The organism is Salinicola peritrichatus (assembly GCF_003206715.1).
Lineage (GTDB): Bacteria > Pseudomonadota > Gammaproteobacteria > Pseudomonadales > Halomonadaceae > Salinicola > Salinicola peritrichatus.
The window spans coordinates 1-24,871 of the sequence record NZ_PZJU01000016.1; the positions used below are offsets into that span (position 1 = coordinate 1).

The window sequence follows — 24,871 nt, forward strand, 5'->3', positions numbered from 1 at the left end:
ACCTGAATAGTTACATTTTTTTTCGAATTCTTGCTTTTTTTCTTTTGTATCGATCAAGTTGTTTCTATGAAAATCATCAAACTGCTCTTCCAAGAGACAATAGACACTTAGCTTTCTATCATCCGCTTCGCCTGTAGACTTCATGAAGTAGAAGCCCTGTTCGATCAATGCCTTCCGGTTTTTTTTCAGAAACCTTTGGATAGTGGACGTACCTGTTTTCTCTGTTCCCAAATGAAGAATTGCTCGCACCACTCACTCCAAATTTAATTTTCTCAACAAGGACATGTCAATCTCCTTCTGATAAAAGCTTTCACATGCTTCAGACCAGAGAACTGAACCTTCCATGCTTTTAGTCGTACCACGTCCTATTGCAGTACTACGCTTAATTCTTTTATCGTCTAATCGACTATGAAATATAGATATAAGATCAAACTTCTGGGACAGCATCTCTTTTAAGGATTCATCCCCGTCCACAATAGCATTGTAACCAACAGAAACAACACTCTTGTTAAACACCCAACTTCTTATGCAGCGTTGCCAGAATTGGATACGATTCTCAGATGGGCTTGCATCTTGAGCTCCCTCTTGCTTCATGAACTCAAGGAACGCCATACCTTCAGGGATCTGGTAAACCGGCTCATGCCCCTTGATATTAAAATAATAAAGAGACTTCAGAACGTCTTTAGGATGCCGGTAGGCGTGCACATCAACGGTCATATCCTTGATGTCTTGCGCCTTCTCTTCCGTAACTCGTCCTTGTTTAATAAAAAGGTTAAGCTTTTTCTCCGGCTCTGGTTCGTGAGTCTTAACGATCAACGGCAGCTCATTCAGCCTTTCTAAAGACCAATCCAAGATATCTTCCAGATGAAAGAAGTCACCCTGTACAGAAAAGTTATTGCGTATTAAATCAATCAGCGCATGAGTACCAGAACGCCGATGAGAGCTAACTTGTATGATCACAATTCGCGTCCTAACATTCGATTATTTTACTCAACAAACTATTAGCACTGTCCTGCCATTTCAACCACGGCATAGACTTGGGGTTACGAGCCCCACCCTTGCTAAGTTTTTCCAGCCACTGCGAGATACTTACTCCCGCCGTTTCGGGCTTCATATCCTGGGGAAGGTAAGTCGCATGCTCTCCCGCCACCTCACGAAACACCGGAATATCCCGCGCGATGATCGGGATGCCCTTCTGGGCCGCTTCAATCAACGGCAGGCCGAAGCCCTCTCCGTAGGAAGCAGCAATCAGGCAGGCGCTGGCTTCATAGACCTTTTCCAGATACTCATCGCTGATGCCGGCCAGCCAGAACAGGCGGCGGTTGAACTCCGGGTGCCCCTTGATGCGCTCGGCCAGTGTCTCGACCTTCCAGCCCATCTTGCCGACGATCACCAGGTTGATGTCTTCCCCCTGGCGCCAGAGTTCATCGAATACGTCGAGGGTATCAGCGTAGCCCTTGCGAGGCTCCAGAGTGCCTACCATCAGGAAGCTGGGCCGGGAGGCCAGCATCGCCAGCCGTTGCGGGGCGTCGTCCGGCATGCCCTTGCTGGGGGCGGAGTTGTCGATATCCGCGCCGTTATGCGACCAGCCGATCTGCAGCGGGCGCTCCCGAGCCGGGCCGTGTTCGTCCACCCATTCGCGTAGCTCGTCGGCCACGGTGCGTGACACACAGATCACGCCATCGGTGGCGGTGATGGAGCGAAGCCACTGGGTAAAGCCTTCCTCGTTGCCGGGGGGAAAGAACTGCGGCATCTGGATCGGCAGCAGGTCGTGCAGCAGAAACTTGACCGTGATGCCCTGGCGACGCAGGCGCTGGTAGAAGGGCTGCTGGGCAATCTGCACCTGGGGCTGCATGTCCAAGCCGAAGAAGATATCCCCCGGGGCGTAGTCGATCAGTTCGTCTTCCAGCGTGGCGGGGGGCCAGCCCATGAAGTCCAGGGTGAAGCGCTTGGCATAGCGGTAGCCGTCATCCACGCTGCCGTAGACCGGCTCCACCCGGTAGCCCTCGGGCGGGTGGTGCAGCCATTCCGTGAGGATGCTGCGCACCACGCGTTGAATGCCGCTGCGGGCGTCATGCTTCACCAGCTCGGAGATATCGACCAGTAACTGCCGCCGTGGATAGCGTTCGGCCACCAGCTCCTGCTTGAGCTGTTCGGCACTTTGCGCCCAGGTCTGCCAGTGCAGCGTGCTTGATTTCGGCTGGCTGGCCTGGCGGTACAAGTCCAGCCACTGTGCCAGCTCCCCAGCCAATGCCTCGCCCGTTTCTCCCTGGAAGTAGAAGGCGCTGGACTGGGCGACTTCACGGAACACCGGGATATCCCGAGCGATGATGGATATGCCGTAGCGGGCCGCCTCGATCAGGGAGAGGCCGAAGCCCTCGTTGATGCTGGCCGCCACCAGGGCGCTGCTAGCCTGATAGACCTTTTCCAGGTATTCATCGCTGATACCCTCCAGCCAGAACAGCCGCTTGCCGTTCTCGGGGTGCTCGCGGAGTTGTCTGGCCAGCGTGTCGATCTTCCAGCCCTGCTTGCCGACCAGCACCAGGTTGACATCCTGCCCTCGGGCCCAGAGTGTCTGAACGGCCTGGAACAGCAGTTCCTGCCCCTTGCGCGGCTCCAGCGTGGAAACGATCAGGAACGTCGGGCGTTGGCGGAGGCTGGCCAGCACTGCCTCGGCCTCCCCAGGCAGCCCGGTCGAGGGCCTGGAGCCGGCCAGGTCACCGCCGTTGTGTACCCAGGCCATGCGAAAGCCGGGTGTGCGGAAAACATTGTTTTCCGCAATCCACTCATCGAAGGCATCGGCAGTTGCCTTCGAGACACAAATGGCGCCATCGGTGGCGGCCACCATCGCCAGCCACTGCTCATGAAGCTGCCGGGCATCATCATCCTTGAACAGATCGGCCAACTGGATGGGCAGCAGGTCGTGCACCAGGAACTTGACCGTGACGCCATCGGCCTGCAGCTGGCGGAAGAACGCCTGATGGGCCAGTTGCACATGGTGCTGCATGTCCAGTGCGAAGAAGATATCGCCCCGCTGCCAGTGAATGGGCGCCTCGTCGTCTAGCGCCTGCCGGCTCAGCCCCTCCGGCAACGCTACCCCATACTGGCGAGCCATTCGCCAAGCATAGCAGTAGCCTTCCTCGCGCGTGGCGTAGACCGGCACGGCCTGAAAACCATCGGGGGGAGACTGCAACAGGGCCAGCAGGTAGCTGCGCACCACTCGCTGAACGCCGGTAGCGGCATCGTTGTTGCGGATCTCGGAGACGTCGAGCAGCAACTGGCGGATGAAGCCGGCCTGCTGGTTGAGGGCGAGGCTACTGGCGATCTCACTCAACACCAGCTTGCTGGGGCGGTCCAATTGGCCAACGATGGCCCGTTCAAGTACCTCCCTGGGAAGGTGCCCGGGTTGCGTGCCGCTTTCCACCTTCTCGTCGCGGCTCGCATGAAGCGCCTCCCAGGCGGCGATCGCTCGCTTGGCGGATGCATCCCAGGAAAACAGCTTCGCCTGTCGCTCGCCATGGGCGATCAGTCGCTGTCTGAAAGACTCGTCGCTCAGAGCCTGGGCCATCCTGGCCGAGATGGATTCCACACTCATGGGATCAAAGAGCGCTTCATCCAGGCCAATCACTTCGGGCAGGCTCGAGGTGTTGGCACCGATGACAGGGGCCCCACACTGCATCGCTTCCAGGGCAGGCAGACCAAACCCTTCATGCCAGGTCGGGAAGACATACAACTTACAAAGGTTGTATAGCTGAACCAACTCTTCATCGGAGACAAAGCCGGTAAACAGTAACTCACCATTGTTAAGCCCAGACTCCTCCGCCACTTGTTTCAGCTCGGCGATATTGTCTTGAGGCATCTTGCCGGCAAAAAGCAGTTGATGAGTTGCTCGTAGCTCATCGGGCAGTGCAGCGTAAGCTCGAATCAGATGGGGCAAATTCTTGCGCTGATCCGCACCACCACTGTAAAGAGCAAAAGGTCGAGTTATACCATACTTGCCGGTCAAGGCTTCCACCTCGACACCAGAAATCTCTACTTGGCGGAAATCATCCTCTGCCGCTTCGGAGGTGTTAAATACTTTGTCCGCATCTACACCAAGATGATCTACCGCTTCCTGACTGGACGACTTCGAAATGGAAAGAAACAGTGAGGCTCGCTTGAAATGGTCAATCTTGTTGGCGTAATAGCGGGAAAAAGCAGGGTTGGGATCCAGGTATTGTTGTGGATAGAGCAGGGGAATCAGGTCGTGCAATGTCACGCTGACCGGCGTCTGGGAATCGAAGCGACCGATACTCAGTACGGCATCGTCTCCAAATCCTTCGAAGAGACTATGGATGTGAACCACATCTGGCTCCAGGCTCGCCAGAAAGGCTTCGCGCTCCAGCTCCGCAACCAGTCGGCGAGAGTCATTTTCAGGATTGCTCTCGAAAACCGGCCCTGGTGCATCCCAAACACGAATATTTTCCTGCGGAAGCAGATCCTGAAAGGCGCCCCGGATCGGCTCAATCGTCTCTGGAAACAAGCCGTTGAGCGCAAGAATTATCTCATGCTCTCCTCGGTTCTTCACAATGGCTTGAGTGAGGGACAGCGTATAACGGCCAATGCCCCGGAACCGACTTTCTGTCTGGGCACCTTGCATATCGATGACGATGCGCATCAATGGGCAGCCTCCATCACGCTGCGCTTGAGCTGATGGTAGAGGTCACGTGCCTGACGGGTTAATCCATCGCCGTCGTACTCCAGCACCGTTATCGGAATATGATGAATATCCAGTTCCTTCTCCTCCATCCAGAACTGGCCTTCCATCACCATTGTCACCATCAATCGATAGTCACCTGGAGCAGACGGATTGACAATATCAATTTCCATGGGCAGCGTATCCCCTGGGTGAATCGGCTTGGGCAATGGTGTCCGTTTGCCATCAAAGTCATGGACATTCCCCGTTTCGTCATACCAGTGATATGCCGCATAAAGAGGCTGCTCAGGGGTCGTTTCCCATGCTGATGTAGAATCATTCTCGATGCGAACCCATAGCTTACGTCGACCATCTGCATGAAATTCAAGGTCCTGATCGATGACCTCGACCCCACCAGTCGATACGCACATTTCAACGCCGCCAAAGCGGCTTTTCTCAAGTGACCGAGAATGGCCATGCTTTAGATGCTCCAGCATCTGACGTACATCATGACCTTCCAATAGCCTTTCCAGCCAGTAGATTTTTACTTCCTGGCCGACCTCTTCGGGGCAGAAGATTTTCAAAGCCTTTTCCACAAGCTCCGCCTTGTGCCGGCGACGAAGCTGATCAATATCCATCATTGTGTCCATTTTTGATTACTCGCTTTCTCCAACACCCTGAGCATTTTTTTGCATCATGTAGTGTAAAGAGATCCCATATTCTGCTTCCCAAGCAGTGGTTTCTTGTTGACCAGCCGGCGTGTCCATTGTCATGTGTTGGGCTTGCGCGAGTACGGCGTAGTCGGGGCTGACCCCTGTCAGAAAATCGTTGATGTCGTAATGCAACTTGTCATGCAGAGCAGGGAGCTCCTGCAAACGCAGCACCTTCACTCGTTCGAAACCGTAGTATTCCGGCAAGAAGGCCAACAGTGGCGGTGGCAGGGGGTTGCGGTGGGTGGGATCCGTATAGAAGTTGCAGCTACCCACCATGACATTTTCGGGGTTGGGCGTTTCCATGATCAGCACACCATCCGGCACCAGCACACGTCGGGCTTGCTCTACGACAAGACGCAGTGTGTCGAAGGGGATATGTTCCACCACATGCATCAGGCTGATGCAGATATAACTGGCGTCCGATTGCTGCTGTAGATGGGTAATGGCATCGCCCTGCGTTACATTGAGGCCTAGCTCATGGCAACCTTCCAACATGCCAGCGTTTTGATCGATGCCTTCCCCGGCAATGCCGGCTTGCTTGAGAACTTCCAGCCACTCGCCGCGACCACATCCCAAGTCTAGCACCGGCACGTTGGGGTTTCGCTCGGCAACGGCGGCCACGAACGGTAGATAGACCTGGACGCGCCGTTTGATCTCTTCACGTGAGCCACGGAACCGGTCCTCGAAGGCTCGGTAAAAGCCATCCTGCGGTGGAGGCGTGTCCGAAGGTTTCTCTGCGCCCGACGGGACCCGGTGAGACAGCTTATGGATGAACGACTTGGCCTCCTGCAGTTCCTGATGCAGGTGGTCGCGTTCTTCGGTCAGTCTCGCGCTTATCTGGTGAGCTTCTTTCAGGGCTTCATGATTGAGGTGGTTCTGGTGCAAGGCATCTTCACGCTGTCTAGCCAATTCATCCACCTGATGCTTCAGTTCATCGCGCTCCTGAGTCAGCGCTTCGCCCTTGTGGCATAGCTCATCACGCTGCTGAGTGCGTTCTTCCAACTGTTGCTGCAGAGTATCTCGCTCCTGAGTCAGCGTCTCGCCCTTGTGCCAAAGCCCGTCACGCTGCTGAGTGCGTTCTTCCAACTGTTGTTGCACGGTATCGCACTCTTGCGCGAGGGTTTCCACCCGAGCTACCTGCTCGTCATGCTTTCGGGTCAGCTCGGTGAGCTGTTGACGGGTCTGTTGCTCGGCCTGTTGCGCCTGCTCCAGGGCCCGCTCGGTTTCTCCTCGCGCCTTGGCACTGGTGTCACGCTCCTGGGTTCGTTCTTCCAACTGTTGCTGCAGGGTGTCACGCTCTTGCACAAGGGCTCCCACTCGAGCTGCCTGATTGTCACGCTCCCGGGAGCATTCTTCGAATTGCCGCTGTATCTCTGCCAACGCCTGCGCCTGGGCATCATGCTGCTGTCTAACTTCAGCCAGTTGCTGCTCCAGTTGATCGGATGCTTGGCGCTGTATTTGTGCGGAGGCCCGGTAACGCTGTAACTCCTGCAGTAGCGGGTGGCGTTCCAGTACCCGGGTGCGCTCCGGTAATGACAGCCCTGCCGGTACCTTTGCAGGACCATGCAGACTGGGCGGTATAGCTATAGGTCCTGCTTCGCCATACCATGCTTGGCCACCTGCGGGTAAAAGTATCACATGGCTAAAGCGGCTTAGTTGGCCGCTATCTTCCAGCGCTTGCAGCAGTTCGTGATTCTGCCGCCCCACATCCAAAAGCAGCATATGCGCAGTACTTGCCTCAGCACCGCACTGCGACAGACACTGGGCCGCTAATGCTGCCACAGTCGTGGTCGGCTGCCGGGTGCTTTCCACGTAGCACAATCCAGGGTAAATCCTCTGAGTGGCTTCATCGATTAGGGTCAGGCCATTAGCCCAGGCTAGGTTGTAACGATAAAAGGTGCCGAGATATTCCTGCGTAGCCACCAGCGCTTGGCAACAATGCACGTTTACACGTTCCGCGAGTGCCATCTGTAGTGCATCGATCGCTTGGCCATCAGCATCAATCAACCATATCTGCTCGGCCAGTTGGGCGTAGGTGTCGATCTCGGGATGTTCACCACATCCTAGATGAATCAGTGTATGAAAAGATGCGTTGTGATCTGGCATTGAACGATTTCCAGTAATTCAGGCTTCGAGACTTCCGCCTCTAGCGGAAACGCCTGATCAAGCAGAAACACCACTTGGTTACAGAACGGCACTACTACCGATACGAGTGGGTTCTGTGGCATGCGTCACAGCCTTGTGAATGCGCAGAGTATCGTCGACGAGTTGGTGCCATTCCTGCCAGTTACGCGCCAGTACCACGTCCTGGCCCTGCAGATGTTCTAGCATGGTGGGCAGCTGTTGGAGGATGTTTACCATCAGTATCTGGTCATGTTCGCTGAGCTTGTTCCATACGCCGATATCCATGGCATCCGGCAGGGCAAAGCGCAGCTCCCATTTGGGGCCGAAGTCGTCGCGGCTCTCCTCAAACCAGCTCTCCAGCCACTGGCCACTTTGCTCGGGTATCTCGAGTTTGGGGTGGGTGCCGAACTGATCCAGGCCGACATTGGCGCAGGAAAACCGCAGGCTCCACGTCTCGCGCCGCTCGTTGCCCCACCCGGCATGCTCAAGATCCAGCCACAGATGTTCGTAATCCGGGTTGACCTGGGCATTGCGCAACGTCACCTGATCGAAGCGCAGCATGGGCGGCAGGTTGTCCAGCGCCTCTTGCAGTGTGTGCAGAACCTTCCGGTAACGCTGCTGCTGATCGGGGGAGAGATCGCTCTCTCCCAGCGCCCGTTCCAGCAAGTGTGGCAAGCGCTGAACCAGTTGCCAGTCGCTTTGTGTCAGCGACTGCAGCAGTTGCACGTCCAGTGCGATCGTGTCGGTGTCTTGCTCGCTCGGCAAGCAAAGAGCCAGTGTTCGTTTATCAGCATACATCGTCGGCCAGGCCAGCAGTGGCGCATCGTCCTCACCGTCTCTCGTCAGTTCGATCACGGCCATGTCGCGTTCGATGCTCGTGTTCAGGTTCAGTTGCGCCACCTCACGCCCAGCGATATCGAGCTGTTCGAATCGCCAGTGCAGTGTCTCGCTATTCGTGTCACTGGCCTGGATCCGTACAGATTGGTAATCGCTGTAATCGGGGTTACGTTGCAGCATGCGTTGCCAGCGGGCTCTGTCCTCTTCACTGCGCTGCTCTAGTTTCTGTTTTTCCAGAAGGTGATGTTCCAATTCTTCTTGAACCTGGTGAAGCCGGAGCAACAACAGCTCGGCCTCTTTCCGGGTGTCCTCAAGCTGCTGTTCGGCCCGTCGTTTTTCTCTATGGACTTGGTCGCGCTCTTGGGTCAGATCAACCATTTGCTGGCGGACCTGAGCCAGTAGCTTGGAATTGGCATCGCGCTCTTCAGCGGCGCGCTTGACCACCTGCTCGCTCTGCACCATAGCTTTCTTGATTTCTTCCCTGGCTTTGGCACTTTCCTGTTGCTCCAAGAGGGTTTCTTCCAGGTCTTCCTGGGCCTGGTGAAGCCGGAGCAACAACAGCTCGGCCTCTTGCCGGGTGTCCTCAAGCTGCTGTTCGACCTGTCGCTTTTCGCTACGGATTTGGTCTCGATCTTGGGTCAGTTCAGCCAGTTGCTGTCGGACCTGAGACAGTAGCTTGGAGTTGGCATCGCGCTCTTCCTTGGCATGCTTGACAGCCTGCTCGGCATGGACCCTCGCTTGGCTGCTTTCCTGATGCTGCAGAAGAGCGGCATCCATCTCATTCTGTACTTGCCCTAACTGGCGAAGTAGTCGCTGATTCTCTAGCCTGAGTCGTTCCAGTGCTTCGCGTTCGCTGCTTGTCAGGTCCCTGGCACAACGCTGCTGGTAGTCTTTGAGTATGGAAATTAGCGAAAGATTCGCGCTACCTAGCAAGTTGCCCTCGTCATCCGTTTCCTGATTGTGTTCGGCTAGCGGTTGGCGAACTGCTTGGAGTTCGTTGCAAAGAAGCTTGAGCGGCTGGCCATACTCCACCAGTGCACGGTCGGCCACATAACGTGCCAGTGCATGCGGAGCAACCTGGCTAGCCTTTCGGGGCAATGTCGGCAACTGGGCATGAGCCGGATCAATTTCAATCTGGCAACGCTCCTTGAGATTAGCAGCCAGTGCTGAGGGGTTGGCCCATGCCTGGCTAACCTCTGCCAGCACGCAGCGCTCCGGGTAGGCAAGGTAGAACGCTAGCATTCGCTCATGTGTGTCCCGCCAACGCTGCAGACAGGCTTGCTCGTCCAGATCCTCCTCACCGGCTGTGCACAGAAGATGAGAGGCCAGATAATCCTGAGGATCGCTACTCAGTAGGAGAAAGCTGAGGTTAGGTTCCAACTCGGCCCAGAAATCTAGCGCACCAATGCTAGCGGGATCTGCCCAGCCCCACTGGGGTTGATGCAGGTTGGCCAGCAATAGGTCACCGGCCAATTGCTCCCATAGCCGCCCAGGGGCTTGCTGGCGATCCAGTACCGGCGTCATGCGTGCATGCCAGTCTGTGAAAGTGATGGTCGACTCACGTTCAATCGGCTTGGCTGACGCCAGACCACTTGCAAACAGCAATTCGCTGACCCTATCGAAATCGGCCCCGGGAGTACCGGTGATACAAAGAGTTTTCATTGACAAGATTATTTAATGGATACGGCTGTTCATGGAAAACACAGTGCGGCTAGTACAGTTGTCAGCTACGACTGCTCTTGCCTTTCTGGAGCTCGCCCATAACCGTCTTCGAACCGCACGATATCGTCTTCGCCCAGGTAGCTGCCCGATTGCACTTCGATCAGTTGCAGCGGTACCTTGCCGGGGTTTTCCAGGCAGTGGGTGTCGCCCATGGGAATGAAGGTCGATTCGTTCTCACGCAGTAGAAAGCTGTTGTCGCCACAGGTGACTCGGGCCGTGCCGCTGACCACAATCCAGTGCTCGGCGCGGTGGTAGTGCATCTGAACCGAGAGCTTTTCGCCGGGCTGCACGGTAATGCGCTTGACCTGGTGGCGATCCCCCAGGTCGATACCGCGATAGCAGCCCCAGGGGCGATGTACGGTGGTATGGAGATTATGCTCGTCTCGCTTTTCAGCTTTCAGGCGTTCGACCAGATGCTTGACGTCCTGAGCGTTGTTGCGGTCGGCAACGAGCACGGCGTCGTCGGTGGCGATGACCACCACGTCTTGCAGCCCCGCTACGGTCACCAGCGGATGGTCGGAGTGTACGTAGCTGTTGCGGGTGTCATGCAGCAGTACATCGCCTTGGGTGGCGTTGCCATCTTCATCCTTGCTTTCGATATCCCACAGCGCTGACCAAGCCCCCAGGTCACTCCACCCCATATCGACCGGGACGACCGCTGCCTGCTGGGTTTTTTCCATCACGGCGTAGTCGATGGAATCCGCGGGCGATGCCGCAAAGGCTTCCGCATTTAGGCGACAAAACGTCAGGTCGCGCTCATCCTCGGCCAGCGCATGCTGGCAGGCCGTGATCATCTCGGGGTACGTAGCTTCGAGTTCGTTCAAATAAGACTTGGCGGTAAACAGGAAGATGCCACTGTTCCAGAGGTAATGGCCCTCTTCCAGATAGGCCTGGGCCGTGGCGGCATCGGGCTTCTCCACGAACTGCTCGACACCATGCACGCCCCCATGGGCTCCCCATTGTTCGGCGCACTTGATATAGCCGTAGCCCGTTTCCGGTTGGTGTGGGGTGATGCCGAAGGTCACCAGCGCCCCTTCACGGGCAGCGCCGGCAGCTTTTTCCACCGCGTCAAGAAACGCTTGCTGATCCTTGATGACATGATCGGAGGGCATGACCAGCATCAGGGCGTTTTCATCTGTTTCGATCAGGCGCAGCGCCGCAACGGCCACGGCGGGAGCAGTATTGCGGCCCAGGGGCTCGAGGATGATGTCGCCAGGCTGACGGGCTTGGCCGCGCAGTTGTTCGGCGACGATAAAGCGGTGCTCCTCGTTGCAGATGATCAGCGGGTCGGTAAAACGTGCATCGGCGACACGCTGGACGGTTTCCTGCAGCATGGTGTGCTTGCCGGCCAACGCCAGGAACTGCTTGGGGTATCCCGCGCGGGAGAGCGGCCACAGGCGACTGCCCGAACCACCGGAAAGAATAACAGGGGTAATCAGTTGAGGGTGCATGAGGGTTCCTGGGTTTCTTGATCGTTGAGGTCGAGATTGGTTACTCGGAGGGGCTGCAGTACCGCCTGGTAGTGCTCACCCACGATGTGGGGCAGATAGGTGGCGTTCATCAAGACTTGAGCGGCATGGGCCTGGCGCTGGCGTAACTCGGCCTGCGTGGCGATGCGCTGCATCCACCAGGCGGCGTGTTCGACGCTGGGCTCGGCCCACTGCTGACCTTCACCAAAGGGGTAATCGCCCTCGGCCAATGGAGTGAGCGTGTGGTCGACCAGGGCGGCGGTGCCAGGCGTGGTGAAATCCAGATTGCCTGAGTACCCAGTGGTGACGACCGCCTTGCCCAATAGCATCGCCTCGGCAATGCCGCGTCCAAAACCTTCACTGCGGTGCAGGGAGACGAAACAGTCGCAGGCGCGATACAGATCCAGTACCTCGCCACGGCTCAACGTCTCGTTGATGATATGAATGCGCCTATCGGCCTCGGCTTCTGCCATGAGTGCCTGCCAGAGGGTATTGTCGGGCGCCGCGCGCATGGCCTTGACCACCAGGCCCACCGGTTCGTCTCCCTGCGGGAAGGCCTGACGAAAAGCCTCTACGCATGCCTGGGGGTTCTTGCGCGCCAGGCTGGACAGGAAATCGAAGGAGAACACGAACAAAAACGCCTCTTCGGGTAGGCCGAAGTCCGCGCGGGAGCGCCCTGCCGCCGGCTCGACGCTGACCGCCATGGGCATGTGGTGCACCGGTTTGGTGCTGGAAGCTGAAAACGCCTGATAGGCGTAGCGGCTGGAGGCCCAGACTTCGTCCACCAGACGGTAGACGTGTTGCCAGACCTGTGGCCATTCGGGCAGTTCCCAGGGCCAGTAGCCGATGCAGTAACGGTCTTCGAACAGCTTTTGGCCTTCTACTGCGGCCAGTCGGGCGGTTTCGATGGCGGTGGTGCAGAACAGGTTGATCGAATACGGCAGTTCGCTGGAGACATGTGTCATCGCACTGTCGTCGTTCTGCGTAACCTCTGTGCCTGGTTCGACGTTATAGATGGAAAACGGGATACCAGCGGCTTCACAAGCCAACGCCGCCATGCGCACGTCCTCACCGATGCCGAATTGCCCCTTCGCGTAGCCGACCAGATTCAGACCGAAGGGCAACGGCTCGGGTGTCTTCCGCTTGGCCTCGGGTTTCGCCTCCAGGCCGTACTCGCGCAGCCCATGGACGTGAAACCACTCAACGAACGATCTGCGCTCGGTCAGACTGGTCAGGTCGAAAACCTTTTGCAGATCGAGGCGCTGCTGCCAGATGGCCATCATGATCCAGGTGAGCGACGTATCCTCTTCCTGTTGCCGCTGCCACCTGAGACCCAGATGCGACAAAGACCATTTGGGTTGTGCCTTCGTCGGCCCGGCCACCGGTGCTTCCAATTCGCGCCATTGCTGCGGTGTGATACAGCGCGTCAGGTTGAGTTCTCGAATGCCATTGAGGAAATACCAGTTCACCAGCGCCTGCTGGCCTTCCGTCGTATCGAGGTCGAAGGCGCCTTGCAGGTCCGGTCGGCTTTCCCAGATATCCCACATGAACTGGGTGAGTGTCGGCGTCACCGTTTCCAAGGCACCTGAAGCGGCGCCAATCAACCGCGCTTCATCGATAGGAGGGGGAAGTTCCCGCAGGGACTGGTATTCGTTGGCGCCCTCGAACAATAACCACCATTCAAATCGTGTGTAATCTCCATCGAAAAGACGTTGAAGATCCGGCCGAGTCAACCAGATGGTGCGTTTGATATCGTCCAGTTGGAGACAGGTCCCGTGGCTTTCTGGAGGCATAAATGTCGGTAGTATTGAGATTCAGGTCGGTTATCAGTAATGGGAAGCCACTTTCAAGGACAGACCCAACTCATCCTTATTGGAAAGAACAGGCTGTCGATCAAGAGTAGGCCACTCTATAGCGATGTTCGAATCGTCCCAGCGGATACAATGCTCGTCATGCGGCGCATAATACTCAGTACATTTATACTGAAGATCAGCTTCTCGACTCGTAACATAAAATCCATGGGCAAACCCAGGCGGTATCCATAACATCTGTTGATTCTCTTCGTTGAGAAACACGCCTAGCCATTGACCAAAGGTTGGGGAACTACGCCGTAAGTCCACTGCCACGTCAAACACTTCCCCACGAGTGACGCGCACTAATTTACCCTGTGGCTTCTTGAGCTGGTAATGCAAACCACGCAGTACGCCTTGGCACGAGCGAGAATGGTTGTCCTGAACGAACTGGACTGGGCGCCCGATGGCGGCTTCGAACTCACGATGGTTGAAACTTTCCATGAAGAAGCCGCGCTCGTCACTGAACACTCGTGGCGTGATCAGCCCGATCTCGGGAATGGCCAACGATTGGTAGTTCAAGAATGTTTCCTACAGAAAAAATCAGGTCTGACGTATCAGTTGCGAGAGATAACGGCCGTAATCGGTCTTACCGAGTAGGCGGCTGCTAGCCAGTAGCTCGATATCCGTAATCCAGCCGCTGCGCCAGGCGATCTCTTCCAGGCAAGCGACCTTGAGGCCTTGGCGGTGTTCGATGGTCTGCACGTACTGGCCGGCTTCCATGAGGCTGTCGTGAGTGCCGGTGTCCAGCCAGGCGAAGCCACGACCCAGCCGCTCCACGTTGAGATCGCCCCTTTTGAGGTAGGCATTGTTCACGCAGGTGATTTCGAACTCGCCACGCACGGAAGGCTCTACCTGACGAGCGATCTCGACCACATCGTTGTCGTAGAAATAGAGCCCAGTGACGGCGTAAGGGGATTTCGGCTTGGCCGGCTTTTCCTCGATGGAAAGGGCCCTGCCCTGGTCATCGAATTCCACCACGCCAAAGCGTTCGGGGTCCCGCGCGAGATAGCCAAAGATAGTAGCGCCCTGCTGACGCGACGAGGCGCGCTTGAGCTGTTCGGTGAAGTGCTGGCCATGAAAGACATTGTCGCCCAGCACCAGGCACACCGGATCGCTGCCAACGAATGACTCGCCAATCAGGAATGCCTGGGCCAGCCCATCCGGACTGGGCTGCTCGGCATATTCGAACCGTACGCCGAACTGTCCGCCGCTGCCCAATAGCTTCTGATACTGCGGCAGATCGTCCGGCGTGGAGATGATCAGGATGTCGCGGATGCCGGCCAGCATGAGTACCGAGATCGGGTAATAGATCATCGGTTTGTCGTAGACAGGCAGCAGCTGTTTGGAGAGCCCGAGAGTGACAGGATGCAATCGGGTGCCGGTTCCCCCGGCAAGAATGATCCCCTTGCGTTGCATGTAAGACCTTTAATTCTTCGTATGACTGACGGGCTTTACTGCGGTGACATTCGTGTCAGGATCATGGTCAGATAGTTCGTTCATGGTCAAAGCCAGTTGCGATCGCCAGTGCGGCAGCTCGATACCCAACGCTGCTTCCAGGCGGGTGAGGTCGAGCCGTGAATTGAGGGGGCGCTGCGCCGGCGTGGGGTATTGTGCCGTGGAAATGGCCGCGACCCGTTCGGGCACAATGGCCAGCCGCTCTCCCCGTGCCAGGGCGAGGCGGAAGATTTCACAGGCGAAGCCGTGCCAACTGGTCTCGCCACGCGGCGCCAGATGGTAAAGGCCACCGACGGTTCCGCCTTGGCGCATGCCTTGAAGCGCCAGCAGCGTCACCTCGGCGATCAACCGCGCCGGCGTGGGCGCGCCGATCTGGTCGGCCACGACCTCGAGTGCTTCGCGCTCGCGCCCCAGATGCAACATAGTGCCCATGAAGTTGCTGCCACGGCCGCTGTAGACCCAACTGGTACGGAAGATCAGATAGCGGCAGCCGCTGGCCTGGATTGCCTCGTCGCCCGCAAGTTTGCTGGCACCATAGACGGAAAGCGGACCGGTAACGCTTTCCTCCCGCCACGGCACTTCACCGTCGCCCGGATAGACGTAGTCCGAGGAGTAATGCACCAACGGGATGTTTTGATGGCTGGCATAAGCTGCCAGTTGGGCTGGCAGTTCCGTGTTGAGCCGGAAGGCGGCGTCACGCTGTGTCTCGGCGGCATCGACCGCCGTCCAGGCAGATGCATTGACAATCAGCGACGGACGGATATGCCGCAGACAGGCTTCAACCGCTTCGGCATCACTCAAGTCCAGCACCGGACGATTGGGCGCGTCAACCCTTCCCAGCGGAGCCAGAGTGCGCTGCAGCTCGAAGCCGACCTGGCCGGAAGCGCCGAGCAGGAGAATTTTCATATCGCGATGCCCAACCGCTCGCCCTGATAGCTGCCATCCTGTACTCGTCGCCACCAAGTCTCATTATCGAGATACCACTGTACGGTCTTGCGCAGACCTGTTTCGAAAGTTTCCTGCGGGCCCCAGCCCAGCTCGCGCTGAATCTTGCGGGCATCAATGGCATAGCGTCGATCATGCCCTGGGCGATCGGCCACGAAGGTGACGAGGTCACGATGGCTGCGTAACGCAAGGTGTGCGGTGCCCACCAACTCATCCAGTAGATCGCAGATGGCTTCGACCACTGCGAGATTGGTCTTCTCGTTATGCCCACCAATATTGTAGGTCTCGCTGACCTCGCCTTCGGTCGCGACTTTGACCAGCGCCCGGGCATGGTCTTCAACATACAGCCAGTCGCGAATCTGCCGACCATCGCCATAAACCGGCAGCGGTTTACCGGCCAGCGCGTTGAGGATCGTCAGCGGGATCAGTTTTTCGGGGAATTGATACGGCCCGTAGTTGTTAGAGCAGTTGGTGATCACCACGGGTAAGTCATAGGTGCGATGCCAGGCGCGTACCAGATGATCTGAACTGGCCTTGCTGGCTGCATAGGGGGAGCTAGGCACGTAAGGTGTCGACTCAGTGAATCGATCGTCAGTGCCTTCCAGGTCGCCATATACCTCGTCGGTCGAGATATGGTGGAATCGAAAACCCGCTGCCTTGTCAGGGTCTCGCTGCTTCAATGCCTGCCAGTACTCTCTGGCCACCTCGAGTAGCTGACACGTGCCAACGATATTGGTCTCGATAAACGTGGCTGGCCCATCGATGGAACGATCGACATGACTCTCTGCCGCCAGGTGCATTACCACATCGGGCTGAAAATCCCGAAATATCCTGCGCAGGCTGTCGCCATCGACAATATCCGCTTTCACGAAGTGGTAACGGGGACCGTTTTCCACCTCCCGCAACGACTCCAGATTGCCAGCGTAGGTGAGTTTATCGATATTGATGACGTCGTGCTCAGTCGAGCGAATCAGCCCGCGAACGACGGCGGAACCAATGAAACCAGCGCCGCCCGTTATCAGGAAAGTTTTTTTCATGCGGTTATAATTTAGTATTGACGTTAAAGTATGAAATCAGTGACAAGACTTCAAAAACACTTGGTGATATATTCTTCTAATGCAAAGGTGTGAACCCACCCAATCGTTACTTTATTAATAATAAATCATTAAAAATGAGGGACATGCGAAGACACTTCGCCTTTTCACATACGAGCTTTTATTTGAACTAAAGTTTATGTGTTTTTTTGTATCACATGTGGTATAAGCCAAGGCCACGCTACCGCCGAAGGCGCCACCATGCTGAAAGCCGACGCCCCATTCATCTAGTTGAATTTTTGCGAGTACGCTAGCAAGCAGTCTGTGCATGCCCTTCTCATACCAAAAGACTACCTTTCTAACCCCCATCTAACAATAAGACACGCTAGATATTTTTTGTAACACGTGAGATATTTCGTACACTTTGTAGGAAATTCAACATGTTCATGAAGAATCAGCCAATGAATTGAGCAATTTAAATTAGATAATACTAATTAAAAATTAATTAAATTAGTTATAGACAATTTGATAGGGTCCGCCATCTCGATACCGAGTTTCTGCTCCCATGCTACAGATTCGTTACCAGTCACATTTAGGGAAACACTGTAACTGTATAAATGTCTGCACAGACGAATCGCTGGGTTACGCGGTGCTCGAAGGCTCGCCTAACCCCACAGGTTACCGTGACAGACAATCAACTGGCTGAGTTGCAGCGGTGAGCGGTGGCTCGGAAAGTCTCCGCCGATGAACGGCTTCGCGCCTTGATCATCCTGGGATGCAAGGACGGAGAATCCGGCACATCGATTGCCAGGCGAGCGGTTGGGCTTGAGGGTCTATGAGATGGCGCACGCTGTCACCTCATACCATATTTCATTTCAGCACTCTCACCGACCGGCCGAATCCACGGCCAAAGCGCCAATCGTCTGGTGCGACGTTTGCCTTGGCTTGCCTACCATGAAAAAAGGCGTGTCGCTCATACGCGACGCGCCGACGGCATTACATTAAGTAACCGTTTTGGCATGAGGAAAGCCGGTCCGCGATGGCAAATTTCCTACAGGTGACGGAATTCCCTGAACGACCACTTGCCATGGCCATCGCCTTGATGGCCATAGCAAGGCGGCTTGTTTATTCAGCACTGCCCTGATGCGCACTACCTGCGGAGTCCTCGTTGAGAGACCTGTTAGCAGCTTCCGCCCGAAGGCGCTCAACCAGCCAAACCTTTATAACTGACTGGCGCGTAACCCCCATGCGAGACGCTTCGCGATCCAACGAGTCGACGACCCATGATGGAAAATCGACATTGATACGCTTTTGTGTCTGGTTAACACGTCGCGCCGACGATAAATCGAGATCGGTAATGATATCGTCCTGATCGTCATCGAATTTCTTATCGAATTCCTTGGCTTTCATATAGCGCCACCTCCCTACTCTTCGATGTCCACCGGGTAGAAGACGTGTCTGCCGAACGGGTCAATGTCGTAGCCGGTGATTTCCTTGCGCACCGGTTCGAAAATGGTGGCGTGCGCCATACTTGGTACACCGCCAGCACGGACACTAGCGAATCAGTATCCCTTCCAGCTCTTCGTATAAGCCGAATTTGGAATCCGCTGACAGCAGCTTCGCCTGATATTCTAGTGCTGTCGCCATAATGAGACGATCTTGCGGATCACTGTGATGTTCGGGGAGTGTTGAGTATCCAACACCTGCATCAAGAAATATCCCAACTCGAATCCGGCACGGTATCGATGACATCACCTTTGAAGCGAATAGACGGCACTTTGGCCGGTCGACGTCGAGGCGTTGATACCTGCCCTCGTTCATGAGGCGCTTCTACGGACTCCTCCTCTGCCAAGACGATCACTTTCACATGACGATCTTGCAATTTCTCGAACTGGGGTAGGCGGATGAACTCACCCTTGATATCCACTTCAAACTCAATCGCATACATCCCATATCTCCTGTGGCAACGGGGACGGGGCTACTGTGTTTAGAATAGCACGCTGTCACGTCACACCATATTTCAGCGCTCTCACCGGCCAGCCGAATCCATAGCCCAAACCTCCAATTGTATGGCGTGGGGTTTGGCTTGCCTACCATGGAGCTTGCGTGTCGCTCATGGGCGACAGGCAGGAACGTTACATTACGTAAATATTCAAACACGAGGGGAGCCGATCCGCGATGGCAGATCTCTTACGTGGGGTTGGAGGACAGGATATCTTTTGCTCTCAGGAGTTGACGCAATGGGTATAGAGGCTACACACTACACACATGATCAAGAGCTTCCGACACAAAGGCCTACGCAAGTTCTTCGAGACCGGCTCTACCGCTGGCATCCAAGCCAAGCATGCTACCAAGCTGCAAATTCAGCTTACCGCTTTGGATAGCGCTAAACGGCCAGAAGACATGAATGCACCCGGCTGGGGGCTTCACCCTTTGTCCCATGATTTAAAAGGGCATTGGGCCATTACAGTCAACGGCAACTGGCGTCTTACATTCACTTTCGATAGCGAGGACGCCATTTTGATCGACTATCAGGATTATCACTAGGAGGTCGCATGAATCGCATGCACAATCCAGCGCATCCCGGCGCCGTCCTGCGTGAGTACATCGGCGATGTCTCGGTCACCGAGGCTGCCAAGCGCCTTGGTGTGACGCGTACTGCGCTGTCTCGGATTCTCAACGGTAGCGCCGGAATCTCGGCGGATATGGCTCTACGCCTTGAACAAGCACTTGGCGCCAGCGCGGAAATGTGGCTGGGGATTCAGCTCAAATACGAACTCTGGCAGGCGTCGCAGCTTCCTCGCGCCCAAGTTACCCCGCTGCATTCAGCCAGGTAATCCGTCGTTCTATTTTTTTACAACCCATACGATACGGGTTCTCGCTCTTCCTGTGATCCAACACCCGACCACATGAATGCCAATGCAGCCGCCCAAAGTCTCGGGCGGCTGCATTCAGGTCGAAACGACCGAACGGCTCGATCAGGCGATCACGTTCAGGCGCTTGAGCAGAGTACATCGGCGACGTTGGCATCAAGCATCGACATCGTCTCGCAAAGCCCGCTGGGCTTGCTGTTCAATGGCATCCAACGCCTCTTCCGGTACTTGATAACGAAACTGTTTTCGGTGGTTATTGGAAAGTCGACCCTCTTGGCTGAGACACATCATCACAAGCCGGGAAAGATCGCTGCCACGAATATCGAAACGCTCGTCAATGGCTTTATAGACTCGATCGAAGCAATGCAAGTAACGCGTTTCTTCCTTGAGGTCTTTCTCCAGTGCGGCCTTGGCCATATGCAACATGAAAGTTACCGCCGGTGTCGCATCCCAGTAGCGGTAAATGGCGTCGTGTCCGGTAAATGCGAAATCGTGATGATCCGCATCGATCCAGTTGACACGCCAACGCTGTCGAGCCGGCTTCGAGAAGCTCTCCAGCGCCGCCAGATAGTCAATTTCATTCCGTTTCATGGCCACGGAGACCGGCAGCAGCAGCCCTTTTCCGAGCGCCCCCGAACGGCATAGCTGATGATGCACCAAAAAGCGTGAGATGCGCCCATTGCCATCCATGAATGGATGTAGCAGTACGAAACCGAAGGACACTATGGCCGCAGCCACCAACGCCGGTACGGCTTGCGCCTGATGGTTGGACCAGTCCATGAGCTCATGCATCAGCTCTTCACATAACCCGGGCGGTGGCGGCAAGTAGCTCACCCCAAGCGCACCGCGCAACCCGTTATGCAGGAAGTTCTGTTCATGCCGAAAGCTAGCGGCCTTGTCGTAGGGATTGTTGATGGTGCTGTTCTGCAGCGCCACCAGATACGCTTCGTCAAGATCGTTACCGGCATGGGCCTGTTGCAGCAATTGCATGAAACGCTGCTGTTTGTCGGGTGACGGAGACTCCCGTTCGATGGCAAACGATGACTGCGTTTCGCTCAGATAAGCCCACTGAATCGCACGATCCAGCATGTCGGTCGGAAGAGCGTCGATGAATTCGCGAGCTTGCCCAAGAATATCGTTGGTCAGCAAGGCGTCGATTTCCGGGGTTCGATGCACTGTGGCGCAGTAATTCAGCGTGCCCAGTCCATTGAAATCGATGCGCCAGCGGGAGTCGCGCCGGGCAGGCCCGATGACGTATTGGGAAGAGTCGAACAGCGGTACCACGCGGCTACGAATTGCTGGCTGATAGTCGAGCCTCGCTACGAAGCTCTCATAGAGAAACGCAGCCTTGCGCAAATAGATGCCATTCGGTGAGATAGCCAAGGCCTGCACTAGAGCGGATGACGAAATATGCGGCAATGCTTCGGCAAGTATCGCCAGGTTCACTCCTTCATGCTTCAAGGCAAACAGCACGTGTTCCAGCAGATCTTCGCCAGGGGCACGTTCTGGTGGTATCGCAAGGCAATCCCCCATATGAGTGATGCGCGTGACCGGACGCACCTGTGCTGGTGACTGCACGGCAAATGCGCTCAGGCTCAGGGCACGACGCAGATATTCATAACCGACGTACGGGAAGGCAGCGGACATGCTTTGCTCTCTGTGGTCCTGGCGCTGGGAATATTTTTTTCACTTCACTTGGACAATATTCACTTTTAACGTTATTCCCTATTTTTTTGCAACCCATACGATGCGGTTTTCTCGCCCTCTCCGCGATCCAACACGCCGACCACACGAATACCAACGCAGCCGCCNNGGCGGCTGCGTTGGTTGAAATGGACGATTGAAACGATCGAATGGAATGATCAGGCGATCACGTTCAGATGCTTGAGGTGGCTGATCAGCGTCTTCACGGATTCCTCCACGCTGAGTTCGCCGGCATCGATCTCGATCTCTGGTTTCGTGGGTTCCTCGTAAGGGGAGCCGAACCGCGATGGCAGATCTCTTACGTGGGGTTGGGTGGGAGACTTTCAAAGATTCAAGAACGCATCGAGTGAGATGACATCACCAGCATATTTCTGCGCCAGTTTGACATCATCGGTCACCAAGGTAGCCGCCGTTACCAAGGCAGAAGCACAGATAATGCTGTCCGGGAGCTTCATCTGGGTGTTGCGTCGCACCCTTATGGTTTCGGCTCTGACCGATGAATCTAGCTCAACCCTTGTTAGTTGATCCAACACGGCTTGGATAGCGTGTTCTTCTTCGGAAGCCAAGCCGGGAAAGCCCAAAAGTTCGAGCTCCGTGATGACCGAATAAGTGTAGTGGGCAGCAGGTAGCTGTAGTCGACGACGAATGGCATTGATGAAGACGTTGGTATCCAGCAGATAGCTACCACTCATCCCTTTGGCTCCTTTGGTATTCGACTCCTTCGCGAGTGGTCATAGAAGGAGCTCTAATACGTGAGAAATCGATGCCTTCCTGCTGCCGGACGCCACCACCTTCCTCGGATGGAGCGTCATAAAGCACCATGATTCTGGCGTGCCTGTTCTTCAAATACGCATACTCATCCGGAATCCTGACCACGCCATCCTGAATATCAACTTCAAACTCAATCGCACGCATGTAATTCACCTGCTTATCATTACGAGTTCAGATCCAGCTACGCTCCCGCCCCATTCTAACAATAAACGCAGAACCGCCACGCTGAATAAACCACTCTATCCCGGCAAGCACGCAGCTTCCTCGCCCCCAAGCGCTCCGTTGCACGCAGCGGATTGAACGCAACCGCCCGAAGTCTCGGGCGGCTGCGTTCAGGTCGAAACGACCGAACGGATCGATCAGGCGATCACGTTCAAGCGCTTGAGGTGGCTGATCAGCGTCTTCACGGACTCCTCCACGCTGAGTTCGCCGGCATCGATCTCGATTTCCGGGTTCTTCGGCGTTTCGTAGGGTGAGGTGATGCCGGTGAAGTCGTCGATCTGGCCGGCGCGGGCTTTCTGATAGAGACCTTTCGGATCGCGCTCCTCGCACACTTCGAGGGAAGTGTTGACGAAGACTTCGATGAATTCGCCGCTCTCCACCATGTCCCGCACCAGTTGGCGGTCGCGCTGGAACGGCGAAATGAACGAGACCAGCGTAATCATGCCGGCGTCGACCATCAGCTTGGCTACCTCGCCGACGCGGCGGATGTTTTCCTGGCGGTGCTTGTCGCTGAAGCCCAGGTCGCCGCAGAGCCCGTGGCGAACGTTGTCGCCATCCAACAGATAGGTGCTGTAGCCCATGCCGAACAGCTGGCGTTCCAGCGCGTTGGCGGTGGTGGACTTGCCCGCGCCAGAGAGGCCGGTGAACCAGATGATGCAGGGCTTCTGGTGGTTGCGCTCGGCGCGGCGCTGCTTGGTCACCGCCATGTCGTGCCAGACGATGTTGCTGGCGCTGAGCGTTTCCACCACCATGCCGGCGCCGACGGTGACGTTGGTCATGCGGTCGATGACGATGAAGTTGCCGGAATGCGGCGAGCGCTTGTAGGGATCGAGCCCCAGCGGCTGCTTGACTTCGATCTGACAGCGGGCGATGCCGTTGAGCGGCAGGTTTTCGGCGGGATGGCGCTCGAGCGTGTTGACGTCCGTCTGGTGGATGATGCGCGCCACGCGGCCGCTGACCACGCTGGTGCCCGCCTTGAGTTCGTATTCGCGCCCCACTTCCATCGGTGTGTCGTGCATCCACACCAGATCGGCGGTGAAGGCGGTGGTGGTTTCGAGTTCGCTGTCCGCCGCGACCAGCATGTCGCCGCGCGAGATGTCGATTTCGTCTTCCAGCGTGACGGTGATCGCCTGCCCCGGGTAGGCCGCTTCGAGATCGCCGTCGAAGGTGACGATGCGCTCGACCGTGGAACGCCTGCCGGAACCGAGCACGCGGATGGCGTCGCCGGGATGCAGAATGCCCGCCGCCAGGGTGCCGCAATAACCACGGAAGTTGAGATTGGGGCGGTTGACGTACTGCACCGGGAAGCGCAGGTCTTCCAGGTTGCTGTCGTGCTTGACGTCCACGCTCTCCAGCAGGCGCAGCAGCGGCCCATCCTGATACCAGTCCATGTTTTCGCTGGGGTTGACGACGTTGTCGCCTTCCAGCGCGGAGATCGGCACGAAGTAGAGATCGGCGTCGTTCAGGTTCTTCGAGAACGCCTTGTATTCGGTGACGATCTCGTCGAAGCGTTCCTGCGAGTAATCGACCAGATCCATCTTGTTGACCGCGACGACCAGATGACGGATGCCCAGCAACGAACAGATGTAGCTGTGGCGGCGCGTCTGCGTCTGGATGCCGTGGCGGGCATCGATCAGGATGATCGCCAGGCTGGCGGTGGAGGCGCCGGTGGCCATGTTGCGGGTGTACTGCTCGTGTCCCGGCGTGTCGGCGATGATGAACTTGCGCTTGTCGGTGGAGAAGAAGCGGTAAGCGACATCGATGGTGATGCCCTGCTCCCGCTCCGACTGCAGGCCATCGACCAGCAGCGCCAGATCGACCTTGTCGCCGGTCGTCCCGCTGGTCTTCGAATCCCGCGTGATCGCCGCCAACTGATCCTCGTAGATCATCTTGGAGTCGTGCAGCAGCCGCCCGATCAGGGTCGACTTGCCGTCGTCGACGCTGCCGCAGGTGATGAAGCGGAGCAGGTCTTTCTGCTCATGCTCTTTCAGGTAGGTTTCGATGTTTTCTGAAATCATCGAGGATGCATGTGACATTGGGTACCCCCTAGAAATAAGAGTGAAGAGCGAAGAAGGAAGAAAAACCAGTCAACATGCGTCGAAGTCCGACTGCTTTCGAATCAGACCCGTTAGCATGGCAGCAATTTCCTTGGTTTCTGCAACCCACTGATACCCTTTCTCTCGATTGAGATAGTCGATCTCCATACCGATGTAGAGCTGAGTTCTAAGTTCAGCACAAGAGCCTTTAGCGATATAGAGAAACTTGGTTCGGTCCTTGATGGAAGGTCTGGTCATGCCTTCCGCGATATTACTCGGTACAGAAAGGCCGGAACGAGTGATCTGGTCCTTGAAGCCGAAATCCCGAGAATCGGCAAAATGGCGGTACAGCTCGGCCGATAATCGTGCCGAACGCTTCCACACTTCCAATCGTTCAAAGTCCATCCTCTCTTTCCTCTTCCGACTTCCCTCTTCCGT

General features: G+C 56.2%; 20 protein-coding genes and 1 pseudogene. 2 read left to right on the top strand and 19 right to left on the bottom strand.

The genetic code is table 11. The features are described 5' to 3' along the window. From DOM57_RS22015 to DOM57_RS21735, 14 genes and pseudogenes are all read right to left on the bottom strand, one after another. Positions 1 to 249 (bottom strand): annotated as a pseudogene (locus tag DOM57_RS22015) (hypothetical protein); the annotation flags it as partial. 3 nt (positions 250 to 252) lie between these two features. After that, complete coding sequence (locus tag DOM57_RS07710) at positions 253 to 960, bottom strand: hypothetical protein (RefSeq protein ID WP_162619472.1); 708 nt, start codon at positions 958 to 960, stop codon at positions 253 to 255. Positions 961 to 970: 10 nt separating this feature from the next. Continuing rightward, the gene (locus tag DOM57_RS07715; protein WP_110648650.1) at positions 971 to 4,657 is read right to left on the bottom strand and encodes a glycosyltransferase family 4 protein; all 3,687 of its coding nucleotides are present in this window, start codon (positions 4,655 to 4,657) and stop codon (positions 971 to 973) included. Beyond that, on the bottom strand, positions 4,657 to 5,313 hold the full coding sequence (locus tag DOM57_RS07720) for a hypothetical protein (protein ID WP_162619473.1): 657 nt from the start codon (positions 5,311 to 5,313) through the stop codon (positions 4,657 to 4,659). The genes DOM57_RS07715 and DOM57_RS07720 overlap by 1 nt, the downstream gene beginning before the upstream one ends. 18 nt (positions 5,314 to 5,331) lie before the next feature. After that, a complete protein-coding gene (locus DOM57_RS07725) occupies positions 5,332 to 7,494 on the bottom strand; it encodes a class I SAM-dependent methyltransferase (RefSeq protein ID WP_110648652.1) in 2,163 nt (720 codons plus the stop codon). Between the two features lie 78 nt (positions 7,495 to 7,572). Further along, positions 7,573 to 10,011: a coiled-coil domain-containing protein gene (locus DOM57_RS07730; RefSeq protein ID WP_110648653.1), complete on the bottom strand. Its 2,439-nt coding sequence runs from the start codon at positions 10,009 to 10,011 to the stop codon at positions 7,573 to 7,575. 65 nt (positions 10,012 to 10,076) lie between these two features. Further along, positions 10,077 to 11,522, bottom strand: coding sequence for a mannose-1-phosphate guanylyltransferase/mannose-6-phosphate isomerase (locus DOM57_RS07735; RefSeq protein WP_110648654.1), 1,446 nt, complete (start codon positions 11,520 to 11,522; stop codon positions 10,077 to 10,079). Continuing rightward, a complete protein-coding gene (locus DOM57_RS07740) occupies positions 11,507 to 13,273 on the bottom strand; it encodes a glycosyltransferase family 4 protein (RefSeq protein WP_204352894.1) in 1,767 nt (588 codons plus the stop codon). The genes DOM57_RS07735 and DOM57_RS07740 overlap by 16 nt, the downstream gene beginning before the upstream one ends. 93 nt (positions 13,274 to 13,366) lie before the next feature. Then, positions 13,367 to 13,912 (bottom strand): dTDP-4-dehydrorhamnose 3,5-epimerase, encoded by a 546-nt coding sequence (gene rfbC / locus DOM57_RS07745; RefSeq protein ID WP_110648656.1) that lies wholly within the window; start codon positions 13,910 to 13,912, stop codon positions 13,367 to 13,369. Between the two features lie 21 nt (positions 13,913 to 13,933). Then, positions 13,934 to 14,809 (bottom strand): glucose-1-phosphate thymidylyltransferase RfbA, encoded by an 876-nt coding sequence (rfbA, locus tag DOM57_RS07750; protein ID WP_110648657.1) that lies wholly within the window; start codon positions 14,807 to 14,809, stop codon positions 13,934 to 13,936. Between the two features lie 9 nt (positions 14,810 to 14,818). Beyond that, entirely contained in the window at positions 14,819 to 15,754 is a 936-nt protein-coding gene (rfbD, locus tag DOM57_RS07755; RefSeq protein WP_110648658.1) for a dTDP-4-dehydrorhamnose reductase, read from the bottom strand. Continuing rightward, a complete protein-coding gene (rfbB, locus tag DOM57_RS07760) occupies positions 15,751 to 16,830 on the bottom strand; it encodes a dTDP-glucose 4,6-dehydratase (RefSeq protein WP_110648659.1) in 1,080 nt (359 codons plus the stop codon). The genes rfbD and rfbB overlap by 4 nt, the downstream gene beginning before the upstream one ends. A gap of 1,122 nt (positions 16,831 to 17,952) precedes the next feature. Continuing rightward, positions 17,953 to 18,237: a type II toxin-antitoxin system BrnA family antitoxin gene (brnA, locus tag DOM57_RS07765; RefSeq protein WP_110648660.1), complete on the bottom strand. Its 285-nt coding sequence runs from the start codon at positions 18,235 to 18,237 to the stop codon at positions 17,953 to 17,955. A 298-nt stretch (positions 18,238 to 18,535) separates the two neighbouring features. After that, entirely contained in the window at positions 18,536 to 18,775 is a 240-nt protein-coding gene (locus DOM57_RS21735; RefSeq protein WP_162619475.1) for a hypothetical protein, read from the bottom strand. 320 nt (positions 18,776 to 19,095) lie between these two features. Between DOM57_RS21735 and DOM57_RS07775 the strand changes: the two genes are divergently transcribed. Together DOM57_RS07775 and DOM57_RS07780 are read left to right on the top strand one after the other, a co-directional pair. Continuing rightward, a complete protein-coding gene (locus DOM57_RS07775; protein ID WP_110648661.1) occupies positions 19,096 to 19,374 on the top strand; it encodes a type II toxin-antitoxin system RelE/ParE family toxin in 279 nt (92 codons plus the stop codon). An 8-nt stretch (positions 19,375 to 19,382) separates the two neighbouring features. After that, the gene (locus DOM57_RS07780) at positions 19,383 to 19,664 is read left to right on the top strand and encodes a HigA family addiction module antitoxin (RefSeq protein ID WP_110648662.1); all 282 of its coding nucleotides are present in this window, start codon (positions 19,383 to 19,385) and stop codon (positions 19,662 to 19,664) included. 192 nt (positions 19,665 to 19,856) lie between these two features. Here DOM57_RS07780 and DOM57_RS07785 read toward each other — a convergent pair whose 3' ends face one another. The 5 genes from DOM57_RS07785 to DOM57_RS07805 all read right to left on the bottom strand — a co-directional run. Continuing rightward, positions 19,857 to 21,347, bottom strand: a complete 1,491-nt coding sequence (locus DOM57_RS07785; protein WP_110648663.1) for a Fic family protein — start codon at positions 21,345 to 21,347, stop codon at positions 19,857 to 19,859. 380 nt (positions 21,348 to 21,727) lie between these two features. Then, positions 21,728 to 22,096 carry a type II toxin-antitoxin system VapC family toxin gene (locus DOM57_RS07790; protein ID WP_110648664.1) on the bottom strand — a complete coding sequence of 123 codons (369 nt, stop codon included), beginning with the start codon at positions 22,094 to 22,096 and terminating at the stop codon, positions 21,728 to 21,730. Continuing rightward, positions 22,086 to 22,319: a hypothetical protein gene (locus DOM57_RS07795; protein ID WP_110648665.1), complete on the bottom strand. Its 234-nt coding sequence runs from the start codon at positions 22,317 to 22,319 to the stop codon at positions 22,086 to 22,088. The genes DOM57_RS07790 and DOM57_RS07795 overlap by 11 nt, the downstream gene beginning before the upstream one ends. Positions 22,320 to 22,534: 215 nt before the next feature. Continuing rightward, complete coding sequence (cysN, locus tag DOM57_RS07800; protein WP_110648666.1) at positions 22,535 to 24,433, bottom strand: sulfate adenylyltransferase subunit CysN; 1,899 nt, start codon at positions 24,431 to 24,433, stop codon at positions 22,535 to 22,537. Between the two features lie 51 nt (positions 24,434 to 24,484). Beyond that, positions 24,485 to 24,871 (bottom strand): four helix bundle protein (locus DOM57_RS07805; RefSeq protein WP_239496152.1); only part of this gene is annotated, 387 nt, incomplete at its 5' end.